This window comes from Streptomyces sp. NPDC007856, assembly GCF_042868225.1.
In the GTDB taxonomy this organism is placed as follows: Bacteria; Actinomycetota; Actinomycetes; order Streptomycetales; family Streptomycetaceae; genus Streptomyces.
This window is the reverse complement of the sequence record NZ_JBIAEC010000014.1, coordinates 259,229-283,848: the sequence shown is the minus strand read 5'-3', so window position 1 is coordinate 283,848 and position 24,620 is coordinate 259,229. Positions and strand designations below refer to the sequence as shown.

Below are 24,620 nucleotides of genomic sequence, written 5' to 3'. Positions count from 1 at the left end.
AGTCGGCCGACATTTCATCAACAAGACAGCTTGTACGTCGGTCAGTTGGCGGGTCAGACCGTCTCGGGCGGCACCACCGACATCCTCACAGTCAGCTGTAGATGTCAGAGGGGCCTCACCTACCAAAATTGGTATGTGAGGCCCCTCTGAACTGGTGCCCCCGGCAGGATTCGAACCTGCGACACCCGCTTTAGGAGAGCGGCGGGGGTGTCGGGGCGGTGACCTGCTGCTTCGGCGGCCGAGTCAGCGGGCACGTATGCACCCGCCAGCCACCCTTGTTGACCGCTGCTGACCCCTGCATCTGGCACGGCTGTGGCACGGAGACCTCTTCGTCCCGAAGCAACTTAGGCCGGGGCCAGGACCGGAGTTGTTGTGCCTCTTACCTGGCCGAATGATCCGCAAGTGCGCCTCGTTGGGCGTTGCCGTCTGCTCCCTTTCAACGGGCATTGACTGACAGTGCCTCGGCTGGATGGTCACTGCTCCTGGAACAAGGGCCGTGTCAGTGCCCAGTTTTATCGTGGCCCCATGGGGCCGGCCGGGGATCTACTCAGACCAACCACCGGTGACCTATCCTGCCAACCTCTGTACTCAGGCGGGGGGCTGCCGGTGGTGGAGCTGGTTGGTGCGGGCGGGATTGGGCAACCGCGCACAAGCCACATCGAAGCTGTTGATCCGTTGACGGTGACGGACATGATGGAGCAGCTTCAGCAGGGATACATGGCGAGCGTTGCTGCGACGGCAGGTTGCACGATGGAGCTGATCAGCAAGGACAAGTGGGGTGTTGACGCCCAGCTGATCCGTCCTCCGCAGACGGCCCTAGCGCAGGAGACCATGGTCTTCGCGCAACTCAAGTGCACCACGCAGACCGTGCCAGACCCGACCAAAGACTTCTTTAGCTATCAGTTCAGCAAGCGTCAGTACTTCGATCATATGGTGAAGGTCAGAAGTTACCCGAAAGCCATCTTGATCGTTATGACTACGCCTCCCAAGCAGGCCGAATGGACGCAGGTCACACATGACGGCCTGTGGACTAGGCGTTGCTGTTACTGGGCATACTTAGAAGGTGTGGAGGCGGACTCCAAGGTAAAGAAGCCAACCGTCCGAATTCCGACCAAGAATATTATGGATGCCAACGCCTTGGCGGCGATCCTGGACAAGATTGATAGGGGGGAATCGCTAAATGGCTAAAAGGTCCAGTGTGACGATCCCTTCGAAAGTTGATCCGGGAAAGCTAACGGCCCTACTAGAGGAGGCCGGATGGCAACCCGCAGGTGGCAGGCGCGGCATCTATATGCGATACTTTCCGCCGGGATCCGAAGAGGCTCATTCCCGGTTCTCTAGCCTCCTGATTCCCCTCGACGTTCACGCACCTGAATTCAGTGACGTCATGAAGTCTGCGCTCATGCAGATTGCAGAGGACCGCGAATCGTGGACCAGAGTCATTTATCCGCGCCTTGCTGTCGACGCGTCTGATGAATTCAGGTTCAGAAGGGAATCTTCGGCACCCAGTGGATTAATTGACTGGCGAAGCGGTGAACGGTTGATCGAGTCCGCCCGTCGCACGCTGCTAGCGGGGGCAAAGTTCTTCCTGGGGCCCGGCCGGCACTTCGTCAATCGGCATGGTCGCTTCGCGAGTCGCTATCTTGACGAAGTGCTCATGGGTCAGACGGCGCCGGGTAGCTACATCGTCACCGCCTATGCTCCGCCGCACGCTGGGATCTCGCTGTCAGCCTCGGGTGGCGACATGTCGTCCCTCCCTGATGTGGGTGTCGCACATGCTCGGGAGGTCTCACAAGCGGTCGTCCGTGCTGTGGAGGCGACTGCCGAGGCAGTTGAGCACTACCGCACTAGTGGATCACTGTCTGGATTTGAAGCTGGCGTGCCACGGGGCATCTCCTATGAGATGACCCAAGCTCTCCTAGGTATCGCCGCTAATTCGGATGGTGCCGATATCACCGTTGAATGGGATTCGAGCAGCCCGGAGTCGATTCCCGAATCAACGCACTTTGAATTCAGGGGTTCAGACGCGGAGCCCTTGAGTAAGGCGGCAGTGCGACTCGCAGAGGATAGGTCATCTCGCATGGTGACTATGATCGGCCGCGTACATCTACTGGCCAAAAAAGACGTAGGGAGTCCAGGAGTCTTTGGAGTAGAGGCATTGACGTCGGGGCCGGCACGGAAAGTACGCGTTCGATTGGCTGACGAGGAAGACTATCACGAGGCCATCAGGGCGCACGAAGAAGACTTGGCATTGCAGGTTTCCGGGAAGCTTGAGAAAGAGGGTAATCTGAGCTGGCTCTACAATGCCACTGTCATCCGAACAATGGGGCATGTGGACGAGTATCAGCGGCCTCGATCTGTAAGGAATGTTTCGGCCGGGCAGATAGACCTATTTGATAATGGTGCCAGTCAATTGCCTCAGCAATCGCCCGATCCTTCGCGGGGCAATCAATAGATGGGTAATGATGCCCGAGGTCGGTGGAGTCAGCCGTTGGCCACCGCTCCACGCCAGCAGAGCGCTCTGGCTCGCGCAGGTGCGTGTGACATCAGCTTGGGGCCCCCTCAACTGCTTCCGTGATCAGGCACGATGAAGCAAGGCATCGAGCGAGGGGCACGGTACCGAACGGGAGATGCGCGGTTAATGTGGCTAAGGGGGCAGGGGTATGCGGGTAAAGCCCACACAGCAAGTCGACCGGGCCGGCGTGTCTTGGATAGAGCACCTAGTTGTCACTGAGCTGGGCTGGCTGTTCCGGCAGCAGGAAACAGCCGATTTCGGGATCGACGCACAGCTTGAAATCGTCGACTCCGAAACTTCTAAGGCAACAGGCAGGCTTATCGGCGTGCAGATCAAGTCCGGCCTCAGCTACTTCGGAAGACCTTCGGAGGCCGGCTGGTGGTTCGGTTGTAGCGCAGAACATACCTCCTATTGGGTTGGGCATTCACTCCCAGTTGTCGTGATGCTCTATCACCCGACAGAAAAGATGGTGTACTGGCAGCACGTCAGTGAGCAAACTGTTCAGTCGACAGGGAAAAACGCGAAGATCCAAATTCCTCGTCTTCAAAGTCTTGCGTCGCACTCTGCGCAAGTGCTTGGCTCGGTTGCGCGCTCCGTATCGGAGGTGCCCGCCCTCGAAGACTGGGCCTTTGCACCCCCTGCAGGGGAGCCGCAACGCGCGGCCTACTTCGAACATTTGCTGTCTGCGCGATTGTGCGCGATGGTGCCAGGCGTCGTCGTGGATAAGAATCAATTTGATGGGCCCTGGGACTTGAATTTGTGGGTAATGGATGGCGCCCTGGGTGACGAAATTGGCGTCCGGCTCGCCCTGCAGGGGTCGCCGTCCGGGGTGCGAAGAATTGCAACTGAATATCGGAGCAGCTTTTTGCCGCTTGTCATTTTTTATACGGGAACTCGGGCTATTGGGAAAGTCGCTCAGCGGTCTGGTGGCGACGGAGCACCTCCCGTGTATGTCGTCGCTTGGCGAGAAAATGGCGTGGGGAAAGCGTTGCAAGATGCGATCCTGGACGCCATCCAATGGGTAAAAAGGGGGTCAGCCTTTCGGGCTTAGAGATGGCCCTACTAGTGTCACAGGTCGAATTGGGTGACCTGCTGACTGTCAGCCGCTACGACCGTCGGGGGAACGTTGCGGACCACTCCAGGGAAGTCCCGGTCCGGCGCTATGTCTAGCTACGGTTGCCACCCGGCGGCCCCCGTTGCTCCTCCGTAATCGGGCACGAGAGGGGCACGGCCACTTTCTGATGCCTCTCTGCGCTATGGCAGCATGCGGTGGTTGCCCTTGCCCGCACTTGGTGCTGCGGGTACGCAGCGGGCGCCGTAAGGGGTGCAGCGTGACGCGCACGAGACCGAGGGGCACGTGTAACGCAGGCAGGGGAGGGGACGTATGGGGAGAATCCGGATCAGTGGACGTAACGTTGTCGATTCCTTGGCGGAGCTGGTCGGCTTCAAGCTTGGGCTGACTGTGTCTGAGGAGGACTTGGTACGAGCGGCGGTAGCCCAGGGGCTCGAAAAGCTGTGGCCGGAAGACATGGATGCTATCTACAGCTATAGGTCGGAGGCGATGGAAGAACTTGCCCAAAGCCTCCTCGCAGCGTTCGGCGATGCTGATGCGGCTGACGCCCTGGCGTCGCCCGCAGTCATGCCTCAGCTCATGCGGGAGTTCCCCGATCTCCTACAAGATCCCGGGGCTCTCGACTACACCCTTGAGCGCTTCCCGCAGATGACGCCCCCGCCCGGATCCAACGTCATCGATCCGACTCCGCTAATCGACGAGGTCAGGCAACGGTGGGGTTCACGAGGGGTGATGATCGCAGCTCGCTTGCTGCTGCTGATCAATCGGAACGTCGTGGCAAGCCCGTGGTCACGAGTACGGCGCAGCGAGTACACCTCTCGTATCGATCTTCGTGATCTTTTTGACTCCGAAGCGCTGCCTTTGCCGCTTGGCTTGTTCTTCGATCAGCGCTTCATAGACTTCTTGGACTCCAACACCTCAGCCCTGGAGAAGATGCACTGGCGACAGTTCGAAGGGCTTGTCGCGGAGCGGTTGAGGCGGGAAGGGCTCCGGGTGGAGCTCGGCCCAGGCCGTGGAGATGAGGGCGTCGACGTGCGGGCCTGGGATCCGGAGGCCGGAGAAAGCGACCCAGCCGTGATGTTGGTGCAGTGCAAACGCACACGGGGCAAGGTGGACCGTGTCGTGGTGAAAGCCCTCGCTACGGACGTCATGTTTGAAGGCGCCCGTCAGGGCATGGTGGCCACTACCTCGTCGTGGTCTCCCGGCGCGCGTCACACGGTTGAGGCGCGTGGTTATCCAATACAGGAGACGAATCACGACACACTGGTCGCCTGGCTGACGGAGATGCGCACACCCGGCTCGGGCCCATGGCTGCCCGGATCAGGCTCCTCGCGATAGGACTGCACGACGGCCCGAAACCGCGGGGACTACGCGTGCTATAGCGGACATTCACGACTTCGCCCCCACGTACCCCAGCTCCCATCCCGTCCGCCGTCGACCCACACACCGTGGAGCGGGCGTGGTCCATGGCGTCCAGGTGGAGCGCGCCACTGTACGAACGACCTGGACGCCATGGGCCGCGTCTGCTCGGCTTTGCCTGGGTCGACGGTGGACGGGATGGGAGCTCCCCGCGCACGCCACTACGGACCCGCGGGCGGGAACGGCGCCCCCTCCATCCCGGTGCCGGCCGATCCCCCGCCGGAGGCATCGGTCTGACCATGGCCGCTCCCATGCAGCACTCGACTCGTGGCCTTCGGCTCGCCGCTATGCGCGCGGCACGGACACCGGCCGGGCAGGAGCGGGACGAAGGCAGGAGCGCAGGCCCGGCCGGGGGCCGGGCCGCGCGCGGCGAGCGGAGCGAGCCGCCTTGAACCAGTAGAGAAAGTTGTAACTCAGTCTGTCGGCCGGGGCTTTGTCGGGCGGGGCTTGAACTCGTACGTGCATGCGGGAAGTTCGGCTGCTTGGCGGTGCGCGAGTGGCAGGAAGAGCACCGGCCGCATCATCCAGGTGATTCGGGTCTTGGCGTGGGTCACTGACACCGTGCACGGCTCGGCGCGCAACAGGGCTCGACGGGTCTCGATGCGGCCCTCGTACAGCCACTCCCATGCCTCGTCGGAGGCGTCCGCGTCCAGGGCCGGTGAGATCGTGCGGAGTGCGACCGCTACCCAACGGTCTGCCTGCGGCGCCGAGTAGGCGTCGAACGATGCCAGCAGCGCCGGCACCCACTGCTCGGTCAGATCCTCGGTCCAGCACTCGCACCAGTAGCCCCACTGCGGCGGCTTCAGCATGGGTGGCCTCCCAAGCGGGCGTCCGCGTACAGCTCTGCGGTGACCGTGTGACCCTGGTCGCTCTCGTGCACGACGACCCGGTGGGCAATGGCGCTGACCATGCCCAGCCCGCGGCCGTGCTCGGCCTCCTGGTCCTGGTGCTCGACCTTCGGGGCCATGGCCGTACCTCCGTCGTCCGTGACCGACACCGCCACCACCTGAGCCGAGACGGCGACCGCCAGGTGGAAGCTGCCGTACTCCCGGCCGCTGGCCGTGTGAAGGATCGCGTTCGCGCTCAGCTCGCTCACGATTAGTTCGGCGTCTTCGGCTAAGGGGGAGCCGCGCAGGATGTCACGGGTCCAGCGGCGGGCCCGGCTCACTTCTTCAGGGAATCCTGGGCAACTCAGTCCCCAGACCCGGGCTGTACTCGTATACTCGTGCATACAAGTTCCTTCGTGCTGGTAGGCCGCCATGTGCAGCGGGTTCGGGCTAGACGAGTTTCACGCCGTCGTGGGCGCGGATGGCCGGCGGGGTCGTCGCGTCGAGTGCGTCCAGGACGCGGATCGCGTATGCCTCGTCGGCAAGCTCGGTGACCTCTTCGCGGGTCGCCCAGCGCAGTGCGCGGGTCTCGTCACCGGTGGTGGGCACACCGTCGGCGGCTTCACAGCGGAAGACCAGCGAGACGATCAGGCCCGTCATGTTCTTGTACACGCCGGTCAGGGTCGCCGGAAGGGCGATCTTGATGCCGGTCTCTTCGAGGACTTCGCGCTGGAGTGCTTCCGGGATGGTCTCCTCGCGTTCGAGGACACCGCCCGGCGGCTCCCAGTGGCCATTGTCCCGGCGCTGGATCAGGAGGGCCCGGCCTTGGTCGTCCACGACGACCCCGGCGACGCTCACGGAGTGCGGGCGTTCAGTGCTCACGTTCCTCGGCCCTCTCGGCTGACTAGGCTCTCCACCGTAGCAACAACACTCGCCCACTCGTCTAGATACCTAAAGGAGTACTCACGTGAGCCCTCTTTCTTCGGGCCTCCTCGGTGATCTCGACCCCACGAGCGATCGTGCGGTCTTCCGGCAGATCGCTGATCAACTGCGCGAGGCCATCGACCGTGGGCGATTCCGCGAGGGCGAGAAGCTGCCCTCCGAAGCCGACCTTGTCGACCACTTCGGCGTGTCCCGGATGACGGTGCGCAACGCCTTCTCCATCCTCCAGGGTGAGGGCTTGGTGCACGCCGAGCACGGCAAGGGCGTCTTCGTCCGGCCTCGGCCCCCCGTGCGGCGGCTCGCCTCGGACCGGTTCGCACGGCGACACAGGGAGCAGGGGAAGTCCGCCTTCATCGTGGAGGCCGACGCGGCCGGCAGTCACCCGCAGGTGGACAGCCTGGAGGTCAAGGAGGAGAAGGCGAGCCAGGACGTCTCCGCCCGGCTGGGATCAGTGCGGCGCGTGTTGGCTCGTCGGCGCCGGTACCTGCTCGACGGGCGACCGGTGGAGTTCGCCACCTCCTACCTCCCGCTCGACATCGCCCGCGGGACCCCGATCGCGGAACCCAACCCCGGGCCCGGCGGCATCTACGCCCGCCTGGAAGAGTTGGGTCACCGCCTCGACCACTTCGAGGAAGAGATCCGCGCCCGGATGCCTTCGCCCGCAGAGGTGAAGACGCTTCGGCTGGCCGCCGGCGTGCCGGTCATCCACCTCATCCGGACGGCCTTCGACACCGAGGGTCGGGCCGTCGAGGTCTGCGACACGGTGATGGCGGCGGACGCGTACGTCCTCTCGTACCAGCTTCCTGCGACCTGATCTTCACGCTTTGCGGTGGTGCGCGGGGACGCTTCTCCGAACTCGTACACCCCAACACGCTTACTCGTATAGACGAGTGGGCAAGTTGTGTGGCAAGGTGAGTGCGCGATCCCGATCAAGGGACTCACAGAACGCATCTTGTATAGACGAGTAGATAGGAGTGTGCCTTGCGTACTATCCACGTGGAGACCTCCGGAGCGACGATCCTCCTCACCGAGGCTCCTGAGCCGAAGGTCCGCGACCGGCAGACCGGCGAGATCGCCAAGGACGCCAACAGTGGTGAGGCGCTGATGACCATCGGCGTCGTCTACATCGAGGACGGCGAGTCGTCGCTGATCAAGGTCACCGTTCCGGAAGGCGGCATCTCCGAGGGACTGACCCTCGGGGCTCCGGTCTCGCTGCCGGGCCTCGTCGCCCGGCCGTGGGAGTCGGTCTTCAACGGCCAGCAGCGCCACGGCATCGCCTACCGCGCTGCTGCTGTCACTCCGGCCGCCTTCCCGGCTGCGACCGGGGCCGCCGCCTGATGTCCGACCTGACGACGCTTCTGGAAGTGGGTGGTCCTGTCGCCGCACTCGGCGGCGGGGCCGCCTACGCCCGGGCCAAGCACCCGGCGGCGTACTGGTCCACGGTCGGTCTTCCGGTGTCCACGGTCCGGCTGCTCAGCTCGTACGGCTCGGTCATGGAGGCGTGTGGCCTGACGGTGGCACCCTCCCGGCTGCGGGTGGTCGCCGTGAAGGCCATGACGCAGCGTGAGGTACGGCCCGTGCCGCCGCGTCGGGGCCTCATCCGGCCCACCACGACCGGGCTGCGGATACGCCTCCGCCTGGCACCGGGCCAGGAACCCGCCGACGTCGCCGCCTCCGCCGAACGGCTGCGGCACGCGTGGGGCGTTCACGCCGTGTACGTCACCACCGTCAAGCCGGGGGTCGTCGAGCTGCGGCTCGTGGGTTACGACGTCTTACGGCGGGTGCGCATGCCGCGCAAGATCGCGGGCGGCTTCCTGAAGGTGCCAGTCGCACTGCGAGAGGACGCCACGCCGTTCGTCCGCGACTACCGCACCATCCCCCACCAACTCACCCTCGGTGCCACGCTGTCCGGCAAGTCCATGTACCTGCGGCACCTCATCGCCGGACTCGCTCCTCAGTCGGTCGCCCTCGTCGGCATCGACTGCAAGCGGGGTGTCGAGCTGGCTCCCTTCGCGCCCCGGCTCTCCGCACTCGCGACCGACCCGGAACAGGCGGCTGAACTGCTGCCGGTGCTGGTCAAGGAAATGGAGGACCGCTACGACCTGATCAAGGCCCGACAGGGCATCGCCCCCGGCACCCCGGACGAGGAAATCACCTCCGACATCTGGGGCCTGCCCGAGCACGAACGCCCGGTGCCGATAGTGCTGTTCGTGGACGAGGTGGCCGAACTCTTCATGGTCGCCACCAAGAAGGACGAGGAACGGCGCGACGAGATGGTCACCCAGCTCATCCGCCTCGCCCAGCTCGGCCGTGCCGCCGGCATCTACCTGGAAGTGTGCGGACAGCGCTTCGGCGCCGAACTCGGCAAGGGCGCCACCATGCTCCGCGCCCAGCTCACCGGGCGCGTTTGCCACCGCGTCAACGACGAAGCCTCCGCCAAGATGGCTCTGGGCGACATCGCCCCCGAAGCGGTCTCCGCCGCCTGCTCCATCGCCCCGGAACGGCCCGGTCTGGCCGTGGCGGGCGACACCTCCGGCGGCTGGTCCCGCATCCGCACGCCGTACCTCTCCCTCGGCGACGCTGCCGAGGCCTGCCGCGAGTCGGCCCACCTGGTGCCCGACCTCCCCGCCCTGAAGCCCTTCCGGCCCGACGTGCCCGAGCATCCGGTCGAGAGCACGCCGCCGGTCGTCCTGTCGCACCCGGTCACCGACTGACCTTCCCCTGCCCAACTCCGGAAGGAGCCGCATCATGCGTGCCCACCTGGCCCGCGTCGACGCGGTACTCGTCCAGGCGTTCATCGCCGCCGCGCTGTCCTTCGCCCACCTCCACGACGTCGCCGTGGCCGCCGGACAGGACGGATGGAAGGCGTGGGCCTACCCCGTCTCCGTCGACCTGCTGCTGGTCGCCGCCTGGCGTCGACTGCGCTCCGGGCACGGCAAAGCGGCGGCCTGGTGCTGGTTCGTCATCGCGCTCGCCGCCTCCCTCGGTGCCAACGTCGCCACCGCCGGCCTCCTCGACCTCGCCGCCGTCCCGGCCTGGCTGCGGATCCTCGTCGCGGGCTGGCCCGCAATCGCCTTCCTCGGCGGGACCCTCCTCGCTCACACCGCGCCCAAGACGGACTCCGAAGCCGAGGTCATCGAGGACCAGGAGGACGAGCCCGAAACCGCGTCCGAGCCACCTGCCCAACCGGCCATCGAGGCACCACCGCAACCCTCGCCCGTACCCGTCCCGTCCGCCCTGGTCGACCACGCCCGCAAGGTCGCCGCCGAGCACCACGCCCGTACCGGCGTCCCGATCGACACCCCCACTCTCCGCGCCCGCCTCGGCGTCCCGGCCCCGATGGCCGAAGCCATCGCCGTCCACCTCTGAGAGGAGACCCCGTGTCCGCCAACCGCAGCTTCCGCAACGTCACCCGCATCGGCCCCGTTCAGGTCGGCACCGCTTACGACAGCCGGGGCCGTGAGAAGCACACCGCGGCCTGCACCGCCCCGCGCTGCGGCTTCTCCGCCGACTACGACAGCCGCGCCGCCGCCGAACTGGCCGCCCGCACCCACCGCTGCCCCGTCCGCTGAAAGGACCCGGACAACCGTGACCGTCAGCCTGCCGCTCGTCGTCGTCCTCGGCTTCTTCGCCTGGGGAGCGATCAAGTTCCTCGGCGTCCGTACCTGGATCGTTGTCCTGATCGCCCTGTTCGGCTTCTGGCTCTCGCACACCTTCCTGGCTCCCGCCATCGAGTCCGGTACCCGCTCCGGCGTGAGAGTCGTAAACGGCTCACATGCCTAGACGAGTAGATAAGGAGACGCCCGCTGTGTTCCTGCCCAAGTACCCGGACAGCCCCACCCCGTCGCCCGCCCACACTCACGCGCCGACCGACCCGGCTCCCGTCCGGCGCGGCCTCCCGTCGCTGCCCGTGGACCAGAAGACGGTCGCGACGGTGCTCGTCGCCGGTGTGGTCCTCACCGCGCTCCTGGCCGCCGTCGCCGTCACGGCCATATCCGTGGCCGTCGCCGCTGTCGTCGTGCGCTCCCTGCTCCGCGACCAGTACCGGCGCTGACAAGCCGCACCGCACCCGGGGCGGCCACGACACGGCCAAGCATCCGGCCGCCCCGGGCCATCACTCCTGATCGATCCAGTCAGAAGGAGACCGCCATCTTCACCCGCACCACCCCGCCCCCGCTCCCGGAACTCGCAAGGCTGGCCGAAGGCGGCACCCTGCCCGGTATCCTCCGGCAGTTCTCCGGGCTCGGCGGCTGCACCAACCCGATCCGCCTCGACGGCCACCGCACCGAGTACGACATCGACACCACCACCGGTGAGATCGGCCGCGTCCTCCGCCACCTCGACTCGACCGCCCTCCCGGCCGGCCAACTCCTCGTCCGCTGCAACAACCGCCGTACCACCCGCTGCCCGGCCTGCGCCGAGGTCTACCGCCGCGACACCTTCCACCTCATCACCGCCGGACTGCGCGGCGGCAAGGGCACCCCGGAACACGTTGCCGCTCACCCCCGCGTCTTCGCCACCTTCACCGCCCCCGGCTTCGGCCCGGTCCACAACCGCCGCACCGACGGCCGCCCCTGCCGCTGCGGCACCCACCACGACCAGGACGACGACGCCCTTGGTACTCCGCTCGACCCGGACACCTACGACTACGAGGCAGCCGTCCTCTGGAACGCTCATGCCGGGCAGGTCTGGCGGCGCTTCTCCGTCTACCTGCGCCGAGAGGTCGCCAAGCAGGCGGGCCTGTCACAGCGGCGATTCCGCGAGCACGCCCGCGTGTCTTTCGCCAAGGTCGCCGAGTACCAGAAGCGCGGAGCCGTCCACTTCCACGCGGTCATCCGCCTCGACGGCCCCAGCGGCGGAGACACTCCGCCCCCGCCCTGGGCAACGGCCGAACTCCTCACTGACGCCATCGAAGCCGCTGCTGCGAAGGCTCGCGTCGACGGCCCGGTCATCGACGGTCGCGCTCACACCTTCACCTTCGGCCGCCAGCTCGACGTCCGCACCATCCGCTCCGCCGACTTCAACGACGGCCAGGAGCTGACCGAGCGGGCCGTAGCGGCGTACATCGCCAAGTACGCGACCAAGGGCGCCGAGACCGCGACGGGCGCCCTCGACCGCCCGCTGAAGTTCGCCGCCGAACTCGCCCAGCTCGACATCAGCGATCACGCCCGCCGCCTCATCCGAACGGCCTGGACCCTCGGTGCGCGCAAGGACCTGGAACACCTCCGCCTGCGCGCCTGGGCCCACATGCTCGGCTTCCGCGGCCACTTCTCCACCAAGTCCCGCCGCTACTCCACGACCCTCGGCGCTCTCCGCGACGCCCGCGCCGCATGGCGCCGAGCGCAAGCGACAGCGGCCAACGGCCCGGAGCCCGAGACGACGTACGTCCTCGCCCACTGGGTCTTCGCCGGCACCGGCCTGTCCGACACCGAAGCCTGGCTTGCCGCATCCCTCGAACCCGCCCCCGGAACGGAAGGAGAACCCACTCATGGCTGACCGCTACCTGACAGTGGCGCAGGTGGCCGAACTCCTTGGCACTACGGAACGCTTCCCGCGTCGCCTGATTGCCGAGCGACGCATCGTGTTCGTCAAGGTTGGCCGTCACGTCCGCATTCCGGAGAGCGCGCTGAACGCCTTCATCGACGCCAACACGGTGCAGGCGATTGGTCATCGGCGCAGCTCCCTACGGAGGGCTGCCTAATGGCCAACAAGAAAGGGAGGCGTCGGGACTTCGGTTCGGTCCGACAGCTCCCGTCCGGCCGTTGGCAGGTCCGGTACCGAGATCCAGAGACGGGGCAACTGCGTCCCGCTGAGAAGACGTACGCCACGAAGACCGACGCTCAGGTCGCCCTGACGCACATCGAGTCGGACATCGCGCGCGGGCAGTGGTCGGACCCGGAAGCCGGGCAGATGAACTTCGCCGAGTACGCCACCGCATGGCTGCGGGACCGCAAGCTGGCCGACCGCACCCGCGAGCGGAACGAGTCGGTGATGCGGCTGCATATCCTGCCCACCTTCGGGGCCGGAACGGTGGCCGACGTGACGACCCCTCGCGTGCGGAGTTGGCGTGGCAAGCTCCTGGCGGCTGGCGTCGGCGAGCCGTCGGTCGTGAAGGCGTACCAGTTGCTGCGTGCCCTGATGAACACGGCCGTGGACGACGAGCTGATCCGGCGCAACCCGTGCCGCATCAAGGGCGCCGACTGTTACGACGTGCCCGAACGGCCGGTGCTCACGGTGGCGGAGGTCTTCGCCGTGGCCGACTCCATTGCGCCGCGCTACCGGCTGCTCGTCCTCCTGGCGGCCTTCACCACGCTACGGTTCGGGGAGCTGGCGGCCTTGCGGCGCCGGGACATCGACCTGGAGGCGCTGACTGTCACTGTGCGCCGCGCTCAGGCCGAGCTGCAGGACGGCCGACTCTTCGACAAGGCGCCGAAGTCTGCGGCCGGGGTTCGCTCCGTTTCCTTCCCGGCCGAACTGCTCGGCGACGTGACGCGCCACCTGGAGGACTTCGCTGCCCCGGGCCGCGACGGACACGTCTTCGTCGGCCCCCAGGGAGGACAACTGCGGCGGAGCAACTTCCGGGACGACTGGGTGAAGGCTCGGAAGGCTGCGGGCGTATCGGCCGAGCTACATTTCCATGATCTGCGGCACACAGGCAACACGCTCGCCTCCACGGCCGGCGCCAGCACCCGGGAGCTGATGACCCGCATGGGCCACAGCAGCTCGCGCGCCGCGCTGATCTATCAGCACATGACCAGCGACCGGGACCGGGCCATCGCGGATCGGCTCGGGGCCATGATCCGGGGGAGTGGGCGATCGGCTTCCGACGGCTCCGAGAAAGACCCCGCGGGCCGGTAGTGGCACGCCTGCGGCACGACTTCGAAAAGCCGAAGGGCCAGCCTGGGAAGAAGCCCTCCTGAGCTGGCCCTTCTCGTTGTGTCCGCGGCACGGTTCAAACCGGCGACATCCGCCTTGAGGAGTCCGACCAACTGCTCTGGGCATCTGAGCTGCAGGCTGGCGTCAGACCCCAACTTGTTCGCGGCAGGGTGCACGCGATTGCTGCTGTGCGCTAATGCCGTCATGCGTCTCGCTGAGCCCGGCAGTTGCCGCAGTCCGGATAAGGGAGGCGCCGGATCCACGGTGGCGACTCCCTCAACTCCGTTCTACGGTGGATGAGAGGGCAGGGGCGGGTTCTGTTGGTCAGGACGGGTATAGCAAGCCGGGGTACTGAACCGCATCGAGCACATATGGCTATGGTGCGCCTCACATTCGATTGCGTGATTCATCATGACAAAGAATGACCTTCTAGTGGTGGTGGATGGCGATACGACGGTTGACTGGGCGGTCAAACGCGCGCGAGAAGGCTTTCTTGCCGCAGAAGAGCGCCTAACGGCCGAGTGCAGCACACATTGGCTTTGGGGTGGAGCCTTTCTGTTGACGCATCTAGTCGATCAGGCTGCTGAAAATGCAATTGTCTGTGGATTGCGACCTATGGAAAAGTACCCTGCCCCCGATGATAAAAGAGTACACCACTCATTCAATACGCTGGACAAATTGCCTCGTGACTCCAAGACCGGTAAACCGAAGAAGGACGCGAAATGGCGAGTTAGTAATTTTCTCGGGTTTCATTGTCAACAGGGGCTTGAGCCATATCCCGCTGACAGCCTCCAAGGCAATCCAGACCTCGTCGTGGTTAATGACTCGGCTTTGGGATTCAGTAGGGCTGGAGGTCCATGGTCCCGTGTCCCAGGATTGCGTGATGCAGACGTCGAAGGCGATGGCGGGCCATGGGTATTTCTCAATCTTCGCTTGAGAAGAGCTACCGGCGAGGATGATCTTTGGAATTTGGTACATGGGCAGATAGGGCCCGATGCCTTGATGGCACGCAGGCTTGTTGTGCTGACAACAGTGGACAGTTTGCGAAATGTAGGGGCGGAAGTCAGTCGAGGCCTCTCATGGGAAAAGTCCGCATTCGACGTGCTGCGAGAACTTCATGGAAATCCTACCCTCAAAACCCTTCAGGACTGCACGAGGTTGATTGTTACCTTTGGGCCGTCAGGGGCCTTGCTGGTTGACTACTATAACGATCCACCGTACGAGCTGATCTTTGATACTGAGCACACCGAAGGGAGCTGGGATAGAGATCATAAAGATGGAAAAATGTTTGGGTATACTCAGGCGCTAACTGCTGCCGTGGCGAGCCGTATAGTTTCTTCTGCGTGCGCCCCTCTAGAGGCGGAATCCGAGCAGGCGGCCGAGTTTCATAACGCTGTGTGCGACGGGATTGAATACGGGCTCAGGTGCATGCATAGGATCTACGATCGCGGATTCGCTGAGCCCAGTGATACTCCCAGCGTGCTCAACTCCGAGAGCACGTGGATGAAGGACGAGGACGTGAAGCCGGCGGTAGTGGGAGAGCGACCACCAGCTCCGCGAATAGGGAAATCTACCATCCACCCACCCAAGAGTTCTAGAGTCGGCGCCTGGTCCATACTCGAGGAGGTGTATTCCAAGGAAGATGCACTTGACGTAGCGATCGAGATTGTTCATCGAGGCAGAGAACACCTGAGTAACGTGCCGATTGGGCAATTTGAAGATTTCCTCTCCGTTGATCGCAGAGAGTTGGAGGCTCTGAGGTCCGTCCAAAACCTAATCGCCGAATATCTCGACGATGCAGACAAAACGAAACCTAGGTCCATTGCAGTATTTGGCGCCCCGGGAGATGGGAAGTCGTTTGCAGTGACGCAGGTAGCTAAATCGCTTGGCGCCGAAGAGGCGCTCACGTTCAATTTGTCGCAGTTTGCATCACCGAGAGACTTTATCGGTGCTCTGCATCAGGTGCGAGATGGTTGCCTGGCAGGAGTTGTACCACTCGTCTTCTGGGACGAGTTCGACACTACGCTAGGCACTTCAGAACTTGGCTGGTTGCGCTTCTTTCTAGCGCCTATGCAGGACGGAAAATTCCAGGAAGAGCAAGTTACCCACCATGTTGGCCGCTGCATTTTTGTATTTGCAGGCGGCACCTCGAAGAGCTATGCAGAATTCCTTGAAAAGTCAAGTGTATTCAAGAATGCAAAGGTGGTCGACTTCGCGAGTAGGCTTCGAGGTTACGTTGATGTGGTGGGAGTTAATCCGCCCTCGGGGTCGATCGTAGACCTCCGTGTGCTAGCGCGGCGGGCAATACTTCTTAACGAGTTCCTCAAGCGGGCGGGAATTAAGGAAGGAGAAGATGGAAGGATTGCTGTTGATGACGAGGTGGCGCGGGCCTTTCTGAAGATACCAAACTATCGAAATGGAACTAGGTCGATGGAGGCGATCGTAGACATGAGTAGGCTGCACAAGGGTGGGAGGTTCGGTCGATCTTCGCTACCCCCCAAAACGCAACTCGAACTGCACGTTAAAGCGTCTGACTTCCTCCGCCTTGCTAGTAACAGCCCTACTGATTGGTTGGTTAGTTGAAATACGCTTCAAGGTCCACATAGGTATTTACGTACGCCCCCACGGGCCGCAGGGGCGGCAGGTCAAGGCGGAGTCGACTACCAGGACGGCTGGGTCAAGGCCCCGGAAGACTACGAGCGTCACTGCCGAGCTGCACTCCACGTGCCTTCGACACCCAGGAGAACGCTCCCTGCAACGGCCGGCGCCAGCATCGGCGAGGTGATCGGGCACAGCAGCTCCTGCCTCGCGCTGATCCGACCACCACTTGACCAGCGACCGTGACCGCGCCATCGCCGACCGGCTCCGGGCCGTGATCCGCGAGGGCGGCTCCTCGGCTAGGGATGTGGACTTAGTGGCACGCGTGTGGCATGGAGTTGAACAACACAAAGGGCCAGCCTGGGAGGGGATCCCTCCTGAGCTGGCCCTTCTCTCTGTGCCCCCGGCAGGATTCGAACCTGCGACACCCGCTTTAGGAGAGCGGTGCTCTATCCCCTGAGCTACGAAGGCAGACGAAGGCAAGAAGGCGTTGCTCCGTCGGTGGCGACGAGCCACCGAGCGACAGTGTAGCGGGTGGGTCGTCGCCGTACGGCGGGCCGGGGATGGCGGGGGTCAGGACGCGGGGATGTGGGTGAAGCGGGAGGCGGTGTGGAGGTCCGACTCGATGTGGGCGGCGGTGGTGCGGAGGGCGGGGAGGATCTCCTGGACGCAGTCCTCCAGGGTGCGGCGGGCCGCGTGGGTGGCGACGTTCAGGGCGGCGGCCGCCCGGCCGGACCGGTTCCGCAGCGGTACCGCGATGGAGCGTAGGCCCGACTCCAGTTCCTCGTCGACCAGGGCGTATCCCTGGGCGCGGACCTCGGCGAGGGGCGGGGGGAGGGGAGATGTGGTGTCCGCCAGGAGGACGCGGCCGAGGGAGGTCTGCGCGGCGGGGAGGCGGGCGCCGACCGTGATGTGGACCGTGAGGACGCGGCTCGCGCCCGCTCCGGCCGTGTACTGGACCTCCGTGCCGTCGGGCGTCAGCACCGCCAGCGCCGTCGGCTCGTGCAGCCGGTCCGCGAGAAGGCGGAGGTGGGGCTCGGCCAGGCGGGGGAGCGTGGTGCGGGACAGGGGCGGGAAGCCGAGGTCGAGGACGCGGGGGGTCAGGGCGAAGGTGCGGTCGGGGTGCGCGCGCACCAGGCCCAGCTGTTCGTGGGTGAGCAGCGCGCGGCGGGCCGTGGCCCGGGCCAGGCCGGTCGCCCGTGCCACCTCGCTCAGGGACAGCGCCGAGCGGCCCTCGCCGAAGGCAGTCGGCACGGTCAGCCCGCGCGCCAGGGACTCCACGAAGTCCCGGCCCAGCTCGTGCTTGGACGCCGTCGTCCAGGTCGCGAGGCCCGCGGGGGGCGGCCCCGGATCGGGCGGCGGTGCCGTGCGCAGGGCGGACTCCATCGCCGTCACCGCCGTACGAAGGCGGGGGAGGAGAGTGGTGCGCAGGTCGGTCGCCGAGTGGCGGCTGGTGTGGCTGACCACGCTCGCCACGCAGGCCGGGCGGCCGGTGTCCGGGTGCCGTACGGGCACGGAGACCGCGACCAGGCCCGGTTCGATCAGCTGGTCGTCCACCGCCCAGCCGTCCCGGCGCGCCCGCTCCACGCGTGCCGGGAAGGTGGAGTCGTCGGCGGGCGGTTGCCTCGGCGGTACGGCGGGGAACGTCGAGTCCGTCGGGTCCGCCGCGCGGCGGGCGCGCCAGCGGGTCCAGTCCGGCTCCGTCCACTCGGTCGCGAACAGCGGGCCCGGCGCGGTGCGTTCGGCCGGGAGCAGGTCGCCGATGCGGAAGCTCACGGACATCGCGCGGCGGCGGGTGGCCTGGTGGATGAAGCGGATGCCGTCGAGGTCGGCGACCGCGAGCGAGACGGACTCGTCCAGCTCGTCGGCGAGGGCCTCGGCGTGGGCGCCGAGCAGTGCGGGCAGGCGGAGGGCGGCCAGGTAGGCGTTGCCCGGTTCCATCGCGCGGGGGGCAAGGATCACGTCCCGGCCGTCCAGGCGGACGTAGTCCATGCGGGCCAGGGTCGCGGTGATGCGGTCGACCGTGGAGCGGGCGAGGCCGGTGGCCCGCTCCAGTGCACTGGGGCTCAGCGTGCCGCCCGCCTCGGTCAGCCGCCGCAGCACCCCGACCCCGCGCAGCAACGGCCCGACGGCTTCCCCCGCTTCGACACGGGCGTCGGCATCCAGTGCGGTCTTCGCGGGCATCGGCTCTCCGGTACGGCGTTCGGGCACGCCTACGGTAAACCGCCGCTCGGCACGCCGTTGCCCGAAGCGTTCCCGAAGCGGGCCCGAGCGCCCCTACTGACGTGTCACCCGCAGCCGGTACTCGCCGTCCTCGTCCCTGCTGATCACCTGGACGGTGATGCCGTGGCGACGGTCCTTGAAGGTCTCGCCGGGGGAGAAGGGGGCGTCGGAGAGTTCTGCCTGGACGTTGGGGCTGCGGGTGCAGCCGCCGCTGCCGGGGTGGCTGTCCTGGACCGTGACCGGTCCGCGTCCGGTGTCGATCGCGCCGTCCACCTTGTAGATCAGGACACCCGGATGGCACACCACCCCGTCGTTGCCGCCCTGCTCCCGTACCTCCAGGACGTACGCACTCCGCGTGTCGAGGGGGACCAGGACCAGTTTTCCGCCGCCCGGCTTGTACAGCGGTGTCAGGTCGTACTCGACGGTGCCGCGTGCCGCCACGCAGCCCACCTGGGAGCCGTCCAGCCAGCCCAGCTTCCACTTGTGCCAACCGAGCAGATCGTTGGAGGCACCCCAGTCCTCGCTCATGATGTCCCAGTGCCCGACCGCGCCTCCGCCCTCCTGCGTGTACAGGTCGGGCAGGCCGAAGGTGTGGCTGTTCTCGTGCGGCAGCACCCGGTAGCCGGTGCGTGAGTAGGAGCCGGAGCCGTCGTCCTGCCGGGAGTAGATGAAGGACGCGTTGGCGACGGGGACGCCGTCGGCGACCGGGGCGTCGCCGTTGCCGGCGAAGGTCACGGACAGGACCGTGTCCAGGGCGGAGGGGCCTGCGTTGGGGGTGATCAGGACGTTCAGGATGTCGTACGCGCGGAAGTCCACCTGGGGGTCGGCCGCGGCCACGATGTCCTGCACGAGCTGCCGGTAGCCGGGGTCGAAGGGCGCGCCGCGCTCTATGCCGTACCCCTTGAAGGGCCTGGGCATCCGCAGCCAGGTGGTGATCGGGGTCTCCGCCCGGTAGTCGAGGCGGCCGTAGGACGCGGTGCGGAACCACTCCTGGGTCTGCGGGAAGAACTCGTGGAAGCGGTCCATGGCCTTGCCCTGCCCGGGCGCGTCGGAGAAGTCGACCATCAGGGTCAGGGCGTGGAGCGTGCCGGTGGAGTGTGCGTAGCCGTGCGGTGTGGGCGTGCCCTCGGTCATCTCCACGTCGGCCCCGGCCTGGACCGTGCAGGGGGAGAGGGCGGAACGGGCCGTGCCGATGGGCCCGGCGGTGGTGGGCGCCATCAGGTGTCCGGTCCCGGCCGAGGTGCTGACCGTCAGGGTCAGCGCGGTCACCACGGCGAGAGCGGCCACCCGGCGCGGGCGTATGCGCCGGCGGACGCGAGGGCGTACTTCGCGGTCAAAGCCACCCCGGTGGGCCCGTGTGCCACCCCGGTGGGCCCGTGTGCCACCCCGGTGGGCCCCTGTGCCACCCCGGTGGGCCCGTGTGCCGGCCCGGGGGGCTCCCGCGGGGGCAAGGGGTATGTGGCGGGGCGGCTGCGGCTGCATGCATGGACCCTTCGCTCCACGGCAGCCACCGGTCTCCGGCTGCACCCTTGCGCTCACCCTGTGTCGGCGGGGTGCGGGGGCGCGCGCTGGAGGAGACCGATCGTGGGAATGCCGGGCCGCAGGAGGGTGAATCCGGGCGAGAGATGAGTGTGTCTCAGGTCACAGCGGTTCTTTTCGTGCTGGGGAAATAACCGGGGAACGCCTCCCCGTTTAGTCCTGTGTCCGAGCGAAAACGGGGACTGCTTCCCCGGATCGCCTCCAACGCCCCGAGGAGCACGCCGTGCCGACCGCGACCACCCCCGAAGTGCGCAAGGTACCCCGGCCCCGCGCCGACGCCGTGCGCAACCGGGAGCGGATCGTCACCGCGGCCCGGGAGATGTTCGTCGAGCACGGTCCGGACGTGCCGCTCGACGAGATCGCCCGCCGGGCCGGCGTCGGCAACGCCACGGTGTACCGCAACTTCCCCGACCGCGAGGCCCTCGTCCGCGAGGTCGTCTGCTCCGTGATGGACCGTACGGCCGAGGCGGCCGAGGTGGCCCTCGCGGAGACCGGGGACGCCTTCGCCGCCCTGGAGCACTTCGTGCACGTCTCCGCCGACGAGCGGATCAGCGCGCTGTGCCCGATGATCGCCAGCAGCTTCGACAAGCACCACCCCGACCTGGAGGCCTCCCGCGAGCGCGTCGAGCAGCTCATCGAGGAGGTCATGGGCCGGGCCAAGGCGGCCGGACAGCTCCGGACCGACGTCGGCGTCGGCGACCTGATGATCGTGGTGGCCCAGCTGAGCCGGCCCCCGGCCGGCACGGACTGCCTGCGCGGCGACCGTTTCGTCCACCGCCACCTCCAGCTGTTCCTCGACGGCCTGCGGGCGCCCGCCCGCTCCGCCCTGCCGGGCACGGCCGTGACCATCAAGGAGCTGCGCGCGTCCTGACCGATTAGTTCGGCTCCCGATCCCAGTCCACCCGTAGGCCGGCACACCCGGCGCCCCGGCCGTCACCGTCGACGAGCCACACTCCGAGCTTCCGTTTTTTCGTCCTACCGTCTCTTTTCTCGATCTTTCTCGCACGTTTTCCGTCACATCCGTCACGAAGTCCCGAAGTGGGTACCTCCATGTCCGAAACAGCCCGAAAGGCTCCCGGCGCCGCCGCGCCGACCGGCATCGCCGCACGCGGCGCCGACGCCAACCGCTGGAAGGCGCTCGTCTTCATCGCGCTCGCCCAGCTGATGGTCGTCCTCGACGCCACCATCGTGAACATCGCCCTCCCCTCCGCCCAGAGCGACCTCGGCATATCCGACGGCAACCGGCAGTGGGTCGTCACGGCCTACGCCCTCGCCTTCGGCGGTCTGCTGCTCTTCGGCGGCCGGATCGCCGACAAATGGGGCCGCAAGCGCGCCTTCGTCACCGGCCTGGCCGGCTTCGCCCTCGCCTCCGCGCTGGGCGGTGCCGCCACCACCGGCCCGATGATGTTCGGCGCCCGCGCCCTCCAGGGCGTCTTCGGTGCCCTGCTCGCCCCGGCCGCGCTGTCGCTGCTCGCCGTGATGTTCACCGACGCCCGCGAGCGCGCCAAGGCGTTCGGCATCTACGGCGCCATCGCGGGCGGCGGCGGTGCCGTCGGCCTGATCCTCGGCGGTTTCCTCACCGAGTACCTGAACTGGCGCTGGACCTTCTTCGTGAACGTCCCGTTCGCCATCGTCGCCGCGGCCGGTGCCTACTTCGTCATCCGTGAGCCCGAGGGCGGCCGCAACCGCTCCCCGCTCGACATCCCCGGCGTGATCCTGTCCACCCTGGGTCTCGTCGCGCTCGTGTACGGCTTCACGCGCGCCGAGTCCGACGGCTGGGGCGACTCCCTGACCGTCTCGATGTTCGTCGCGTCGGCGGTGCTGCTGCTCGCCTTCGTGGTCGTCGAGTCCCGGGTCAAGGCTCCGCTGCTGCCGCTGCGCGTGGTCAGCAACCGCAACCGCGGCGGCATCTACCTCTCCCTCGGCCTCGCCATCATCGGCATGTTCGGCCTGTTCCTCTTCCTGACCTACTACCTGCAGGTCGTGAAGGGCTACTCGCCGGTCAAGACCGGCTTCGCCTTCCTGCCGATGATCGCGGGCATGATCACGGGGTCCACCCAGATCGGCACCCGCCTGATGACCCGCGTCGCGCCCCGGCTGCTGATGGGCCCCGGCTTCCTGGTCGCCGGCGTCGGCATGCTGCTGCTGACCCAGCTGAAGATCGACTCCTCCTACGGCATGCTGCTGCTGCCCGCAATGCTGCTGCTCGGCCTCGGCATGGGTACGGCGTTCATGCCGGCGATGTCCCTGGCCACCCAGGGCGTCGAGCCCCGGGACGCCGGTGTCGCCTCCGCGATGGTCAACACCTCGCAGCAGGTGGGCGGCGCGATCGGCACCGCCCTGCTGAACACCATCGCCGCGTCGGCGAAGACGTCGTACATCAAGGACCACATCGCCGGTGCGGCCACCAAGCCGCAGCAGCAGCTGGTCGGGCTCCAGGGCATGGTGCACGGCTACACCTCGGCGATCTGGTTCGCCGTCGGCATCCTCGGGCTCGCCGCCCTGATCGCCTTCACCTTCGTCAACGCCGGACGGCCGGGCACCACCGCGGTGATCTCCGGCGAGGGCGTCGAGGACGAGGTGCCGGTGCCGGTGGTGGCCCACTGACCGGCCGTGCGGCGCGTGGCCGTGCGCTGATCTAGCGGAGCCAGGGCAGGTCCGCACCCGCTTCATCGGGCTGGAGGCCCTCGGCGATGATCTCCATGATCTCGCCGAGGGCCTTCTGCTGTTCCGGGCTGAGCCGCTCGAACATCGCCTGCCGTACGGCGGCCACATGTCCCGGCGCGGTGCGCCTCAGCACCTCCGCGCCCTCGTCCGTGAGCACCGCGAACTGGCCGCGCTTGTCGGAGGGGCAGTCCTCGCGGCGCACCCAGCCGTTCTTCTCCAGCCGCGCGATCGCGTGCGACAGCCGGGAACGGGTGATCTTCGCCTGCATGGCCAGTTCGGTCATCCGCAGCCGGCGGCGCGGTGCCTCGGCGAGGCCCACGAGCAGGCCGTAGTAGATGTGCGGCATGCCCGCGTCGCGCTGCAGCTGCCGGTCGAGGTGGTCCTCCAGCAGGGTGGTGGCGTGCAGATAGGCGCGCCAGACGCGCTGTTCCCCGTCGCTGAGCCAGCGGGGCTGTGCGGCGGAGTCGGATGCCGTGTTCATGCAGTCCACTGTACGAGGCGTCTCCTTGAAACTTGAACAAGTCGGGCGTACGGTTGGCGTGGAACTTGAGAGTTAAAGCAAGCTGGTAGTCCCTGGGAGCCGCCGCCATGTCCATCAGCAGCCCGGAGCGCATGCCCGCCCTGTACCTCAGTCATGGCGCCCCGCCGCTCGCCGACGACCCCGTCTGGCCCGGCCAGCTCGCCGCCTGGTCCGCGGACCTGCCCCGCCCCAAGGCGATCCTCATGGTCTCCGCCCACTGGGAGGAGGCCCCGCTCGCGCTGGGCGCCGTGGCGACCGTCCCGCTCGTCTACGACTTCTGGGGCTTCCCCGAGCACTACTACCGGGTCCAGTACGCCGCCCCCGGCGCGCCCGAGCTCGCCGAGTCCGTCCGCAAGCTGCTGCGCGCCCCCGGCACCCCCGTCCAGGACATCCCCGACCGCGGCCTCGACCACGGCGCCTACGTCCCCCTCGTCGAGATGTTCCCGGCCGCCGACATCCCCGTCCTGCAGATCTCCATGCCCACACTCGACCCGGTGCGCCTGATGGACATCGGCCGCAGGCTCGCCCCGCTGCGGGACGAGGGGGTGCTGATCGTCGGCTCCGGCTTCTTCACCCACAACCTCGCCGCCCTGCGCTACGCGGGTAGCGGCGTACCCAGCTGGTCCTCCGAGTTCGACGACTGGGGCCGCCGCGCCCTTGAGGCCCGCGACTGGGACGCTCTGCTGGCCTTCCTGGACAAGGCCCCGGCCGGCCGGTACGCCCATCCGCGCACCGAACACTTCGCCCCGCTCTTCGTCACCATGGGCGCGGCGGAGGCGGGCGGCGAGCTGGACGCGCAGAAGTCGGTGATCGACGGGTTCTGGATGGGAATGGCGAAGCGGTCGGTGCAGTTCGGGTGAGGTGCCGGCCCTTGCCGGGGCGCGGGTGCCCGCCGGGCTACAGCTCCTTCTCAAACCAGGCCACGTCCCAGTAGCGGCCGAACTTGCGGCCGACCTCGCGGTAGGTGCCGACATGGCGGAAGCCGAAGCGGGCGTGGAGCCGCTCGGAGGCCTCGTTGGGCTGGGCGATCCCGGCGTAGGCGCGGTGCACGTCCTCGTCGGCCAGCGCCTTGAACAGGGCCTCGTAGAGCAGCGCGCCGATGCCGCGCCGGCCGGTGTCCGGGGCGACGTACACCGAGGTCTCCACCGACGTGACGTACGCGGGTTTCGGCCGGTAAGGGCTGGATGTGGCGTACCCCAGAATCTCCTGAGAGTCCGGATTCGTGGCAACCATCAGCCGGTGCGGGCCGTCTTCCGGGTGGGAGAGCAGCCAAGGGCGGCGCTCTTCCGGAGTGAAGATCGCGGTATCGAAAGTGATGGCCGTCTCACGTACATAGTGGTTGTAGATCGCCGTGAGAGCGTCGAGATCTCCCTCGACTCCCGGCCTGACCTGCAATTTTGTACGTTCCGTCGGCATCTCGCC

General features: G+C 66.8%; 25 protein-coding genes and 2 tRNA genes. 18 read left to right on the top strand and 9 right to left on the bottom strand.

Going from position 1 to position 24,620, the window contains the following annotated elements:
* Positions 1-152: 152 nt before the first annotated feature.
* Positions 153-239, bottom strand: a tRNA-Arg gene (locus ACFYOH_RS31125).
* 367 nt (positions 240-606) lie between these two features.
* Between ACFYOH_RS31125 and ACFYOH_RS31120 the strand changes: the two genes are divergently transcribed.
* The 4 genes from ACFYOH_RS31120 to ACFYOH_RS31105 all read left to right on the top strand — a co-directional run bounded on the left by ACFYOH_RS31120 (position 607) and on the right by ACFYOH_RS31105 (position 4,925).
* The gene (locus ACFYOH_RS31120; RefSeq protein WP_388632355.1) at positions 607-1,188 is read left to right on the top strand and encodes a DUF4365 domain-containing protein; all 582 of its coding nucleotides are present in this window, start codon (positions 607-609) and stop codon (positions 1,186-1,188) included.
* 199 nt (positions 1,189-1,387) lie between these two features.
* On the top strand, positions 1,388-2,455 hold the full coding sequence (locus ACFYOH_RS31115) for a hypothetical protein (RefSeq protein ID WP_388632353.1): 1,068 nt from the start codon (positions 1,388-1,390) through the stop codon (positions 2,453-2,455).
* Between the two features lie 208 nt (positions 2,456-2,663).
* The gene (locus ACFYOH_RS31110) at positions 2,664-3,566 is read left to right on the top strand and encodes a DUF4365 domain-containing protein (protein ID WP_388632350.1); all 903 of its coding nucleotides are present in this window, start codon (positions 2,664-2,666) and stop codon (positions 3,564-3,566) included.
* Positions 3,567-3,941: 375 nt separating this feature from the next.
* Positions 3,942-4,925, top strand: coding sequence for a restriction endonuclease (locus ACFYOH_RS31105; protein ID WP_388632348.1), 984 nt, complete (start codon positions 3,942-3,944; stop codon positions 4,923-4,925).
* 494 nt (positions 4,926-5,419) lie between these two features.
* On the opposite strand, the gene ACFYOH_RS31100 is transcribed toward ACFYOH_RS31105, so the two are convergent.
* From ACFYOH_RS31100 to ACFYOH_RS31090, 3 genes are read right to left on the bottom strand one after another with little or no spacing between them, the layout of a single operon-like run.
* A complete protein-coding gene (locus tag ACFYOH_RS31100) occupies positions 5,420-5,815 on the bottom strand; it encodes a hypothetical protein (protein WP_388632345.1) in 396 nt (131 codons plus the stop codon).
* Positions 5,809-6,237, bottom strand: coding sequence for an ATP-binding protein (locus ACFYOH_RS31095; RefSeq protein WP_388632343.1), 429 nt, complete (start codon positions 6,235-6,237; stop codon positions 5,809-5,811). The genes ACFYOH_RS31100 and ACFYOH_RS31095 overlap by 7 nt, the downstream gene beginning before the upstream one ends.
* Before the next feature lie 46 nt (positions 6,238-6,283).
* Positions 6,284-6,691 (bottom strand): NUDIX hydrolase, encoded by a 408-nt coding sequence (locus tag ACFYOH_RS31090; protein WP_360738425.1) that lies wholly within the window; start codon positions 6,689-6,691, stop codon positions 6,284-6,286.
* A 109-nt stretch (positions 6,692-6,800) separates the two neighbouring features.
* On the opposite strand from ACFYOH_RS31090, the gene ACFYOH_RS31085 reads away from it, so the two are divergent.
* The 11 genes from ACFYOH_RS31085 (at position 6,801) to ACFYOH_RS31035 (ending at position 16,234) form a co-directional block, all read left to right on the top strand.
* On the top strand, positions 6,801-7,589 hold the full coding sequence (locus ACFYOH_RS31085) for a GntR family transcriptional regulator (RefSeq protein ID WP_388632340.1): 789 nt from the start codon (positions 6,801-6,803) through the stop codon (positions 7,587-7,589).
* Between the two features lie 167 nt (positions 7,590-7,756).
* Positions 7,757-8,113 (top strand): hypothetical protein, encoded by a 357-nt coding sequence (locus ACFYOH_RS31080; protein ID WP_388632337.1) that lies wholly within the window; start codon positions 7,757-7,759, stop codon positions 8,111-8,113.
* Positions 8,113-9,489, top strand: a complete 1,377-nt coding sequence (locus tag ACFYOH_RS31075; protein ID WP_388632334.1) for an FtsK/SpoIIIE domain-containing protein — start codon at positions 8,113-8,115, stop codon at positions 9,487-9,489. Before ACFYOH_RS31080 ends, ACFYOH_RS31075 begins: the two co-directional genes overlap by 1 nt.
* 34 nt (positions 9,490-9,523) lie before the next feature.
* Entirely contained in the window at positions 9,524-10,144 is a 621-nt protein-coding gene (locus ACFYOH_RS31070; protein ID WP_388632331.1) for a DUF2637 domain-containing protein, read from the top strand.
* An 11-nt stretch (positions 10,145-10,155) separates the two neighbouring features.
* The gene (locus ACFYOH_RS31065; RefSeq protein WP_103809705.1) at positions 10,156-10,347 is read left to right on the top strand and encodes a mobile element transfer protein; all 192 of its coding nucleotides are present in this window, start codon (positions 10,156-10,158) and stop codon (positions 10,345-10,347) included.
* Positions 10,348-10,363: 16 nt separating this feature from the next.
* Entirely contained in the window at positions 10,364-10,558 is a 195-nt protein-coding gene (locus ACFYOH_RS31060) for a hypothetical protein (protein ID WP_388632327.1), read from the top strand.
* A gap of 25 nt (positions 10,559-10,583) precedes the next feature.
* Positions 10,584-10,829 (top strand): SpdD protein, encoded by a 246-nt coding sequence (locus ACFYOH_RS31055; RefSeq protein WP_388632325.1) that lies wholly within the window; start codon positions 10,584-10,586, stop codon positions 10,827-10,829.
* Between the two features lie 140 nt (positions 10,830-10,969).
* Positions 10,970-12,271 carry a replication initiator gene (locus ACFYOH_RS31050; protein WP_388632384.1) on the top strand — a complete coding sequence of 434 codons (1,302 nt, stop codon included), beginning with the start codon at positions 10,970-10,972 and terminating at the stop codon, positions 12,269-12,271.
* Complete coding sequence (locus ACFYOH_RS31045; RefSeq protein ID WP_208032738.1) at positions 12,264-12,476, top strand: excisionase family DNA-binding protein; 213 nt, start codon at positions 12,264-12,266, stop codon at positions 12,474-12,476. The genes ACFYOH_RS31050 and ACFYOH_RS31045 overlap by 8 nt, the downstream gene beginning before the upstream one ends.
* Positions 12,476-13,633: a tyrosine-type recombinase/integrase gene (locus ACFYOH_RS31040; RefSeq protein WP_388632322.1), complete on the top strand. Its 1,158-nt coding sequence runs from the start codon at positions 12,476-12,478 to the stop codon at positions 13,631-13,633. The genes ACFYOH_RS31045 and ACFYOH_RS31040 overlap by 1 nt, the downstream gene beginning before the upstream one ends.
* A 429-nt stretch (positions 13,634-14,062) precedes the next feature.
* Positions 14,063-16,234, top strand: coding sequence for a hypothetical protein (locus ACFYOH_RS31035; protein ID WP_388632319.1), 2,172 nt, complete (start codon positions 14,063-14,065; stop codon positions 16,232-16,234).
* A gap of 413 nt (positions 16,235-16,647) precedes the next feature.
* On the opposite strand, the gene ACFYOH_RS31030 is transcribed toward ACFYOH_RS31035, so the two are convergent.
* From ACFYOH_RS31030 to ACFYOH_RS31020, 3 genes are all read right to left on the bottom strand, one after another.
* Positions 16,648-16,720: transfer RNA gene (locus ACFYOH_RS31030), tRNA-Arg, on the bottom strand.
* Between the two features lie 102 nt (positions 16,721-16,822).
* Positions 16,823-18,433, bottom strand: coding sequence for an IclR family transcriptional regulator C-terminal domain-containing protein (locus tag ACFYOH_RS31025; RefSeq protein ID WP_388632316.1), 1,611 nt, complete (start codon positions 18,431-18,433; stop codon positions 16,823-16,825).
* Between the two features lie 93 nt (positions 18,434-18,526).
* The gene (locus tag ACFYOH_RS31020; protein WP_388632315.1) at positions 18,527-19,759 is read right to left on the bottom strand and encodes a M6 family metalloprotease domain-containing protein; all 1,233 of its coding nucleotides are present in this window, start codon (positions 19,757-19,759) and stop codon (positions 18,527-18,529) included.
* Between the two features lie 475 nt (positions 19,760-20,234).
* Here ACFYOH_RS31020 and ACFYOH_RS31015 point away from each other — a divergent pair, with 475 nt between their 5' ends.
* Positions 20,235-20,882, top strand: coding sequence for a TetR/AcrR family transcriptional regulator (locus ACFYOH_RS31015; RefSeq protein WP_388632312.1), 648 nt, complete (start codon positions 20,235-20,237; stop codon positions 20,880-20,882).
* Positions 20,883-21,061: 179 nt separating this feature from the next.
* A complete protein-coding gene (locus ACFYOH_RS31010) occupies positions 21,062-22,618 on the top strand; it encodes an MFS transporter (protein ID WP_388632309.1) in 1,557 nt (518 codons plus the stop codon).
* A gap of 31 nt (positions 22,619-22,649) precedes the next feature.
* Here ACFYOH_RS31010 and ACFYOH_RS31005 read toward each other — a convergent pair whose 3' ends face one another.
* Positions 22,650-23,159 (bottom strand): MarR family winged helix-turn-helix transcriptional regulator, encoded by a 510-nt coding sequence (locus ACFYOH_RS31005; protein WP_388632306.1) that lies wholly within the window; start codon positions 23,157-23,159, stop codon positions 22,650-22,652.
* 107 nt (positions 23,160-23,266) lie between these two features.
* On the opposite strand from ACFYOH_RS31005, the gene ACFYOH_RS31000 reads away from it, so the two are divergent.
* The gene (locus ACFYOH_RS31000) at positions 23,267-24,058 is read left to right on the top strand and encodes a dioxygenase (RefSeq protein WP_388632303.1); all 792 of its coding nucleotides are present in this window, start codon (positions 23,267-23,269) and stop codon (positions 24,056-24,058) included.
* Positions 24,059-24,095: 37 nt separating this feature from the next.
* Here the strand turns inward: ACFYOH_RS31000 and ACFYOH_RS30995 are convergent, their stop codons facing one another.
* Positions 24,096-24,614, bottom strand: coding sequence for a GNAT family N-acetyltransferase (locus ACFYOH_RS30995; RefSeq protein ID WP_388632301.1), 519 nt, complete (start codon positions 24,612-24,614; stop codon positions 24,096-24,098).
* Positions 24,615-24,620: the final 6 nt, after the last annotated feature.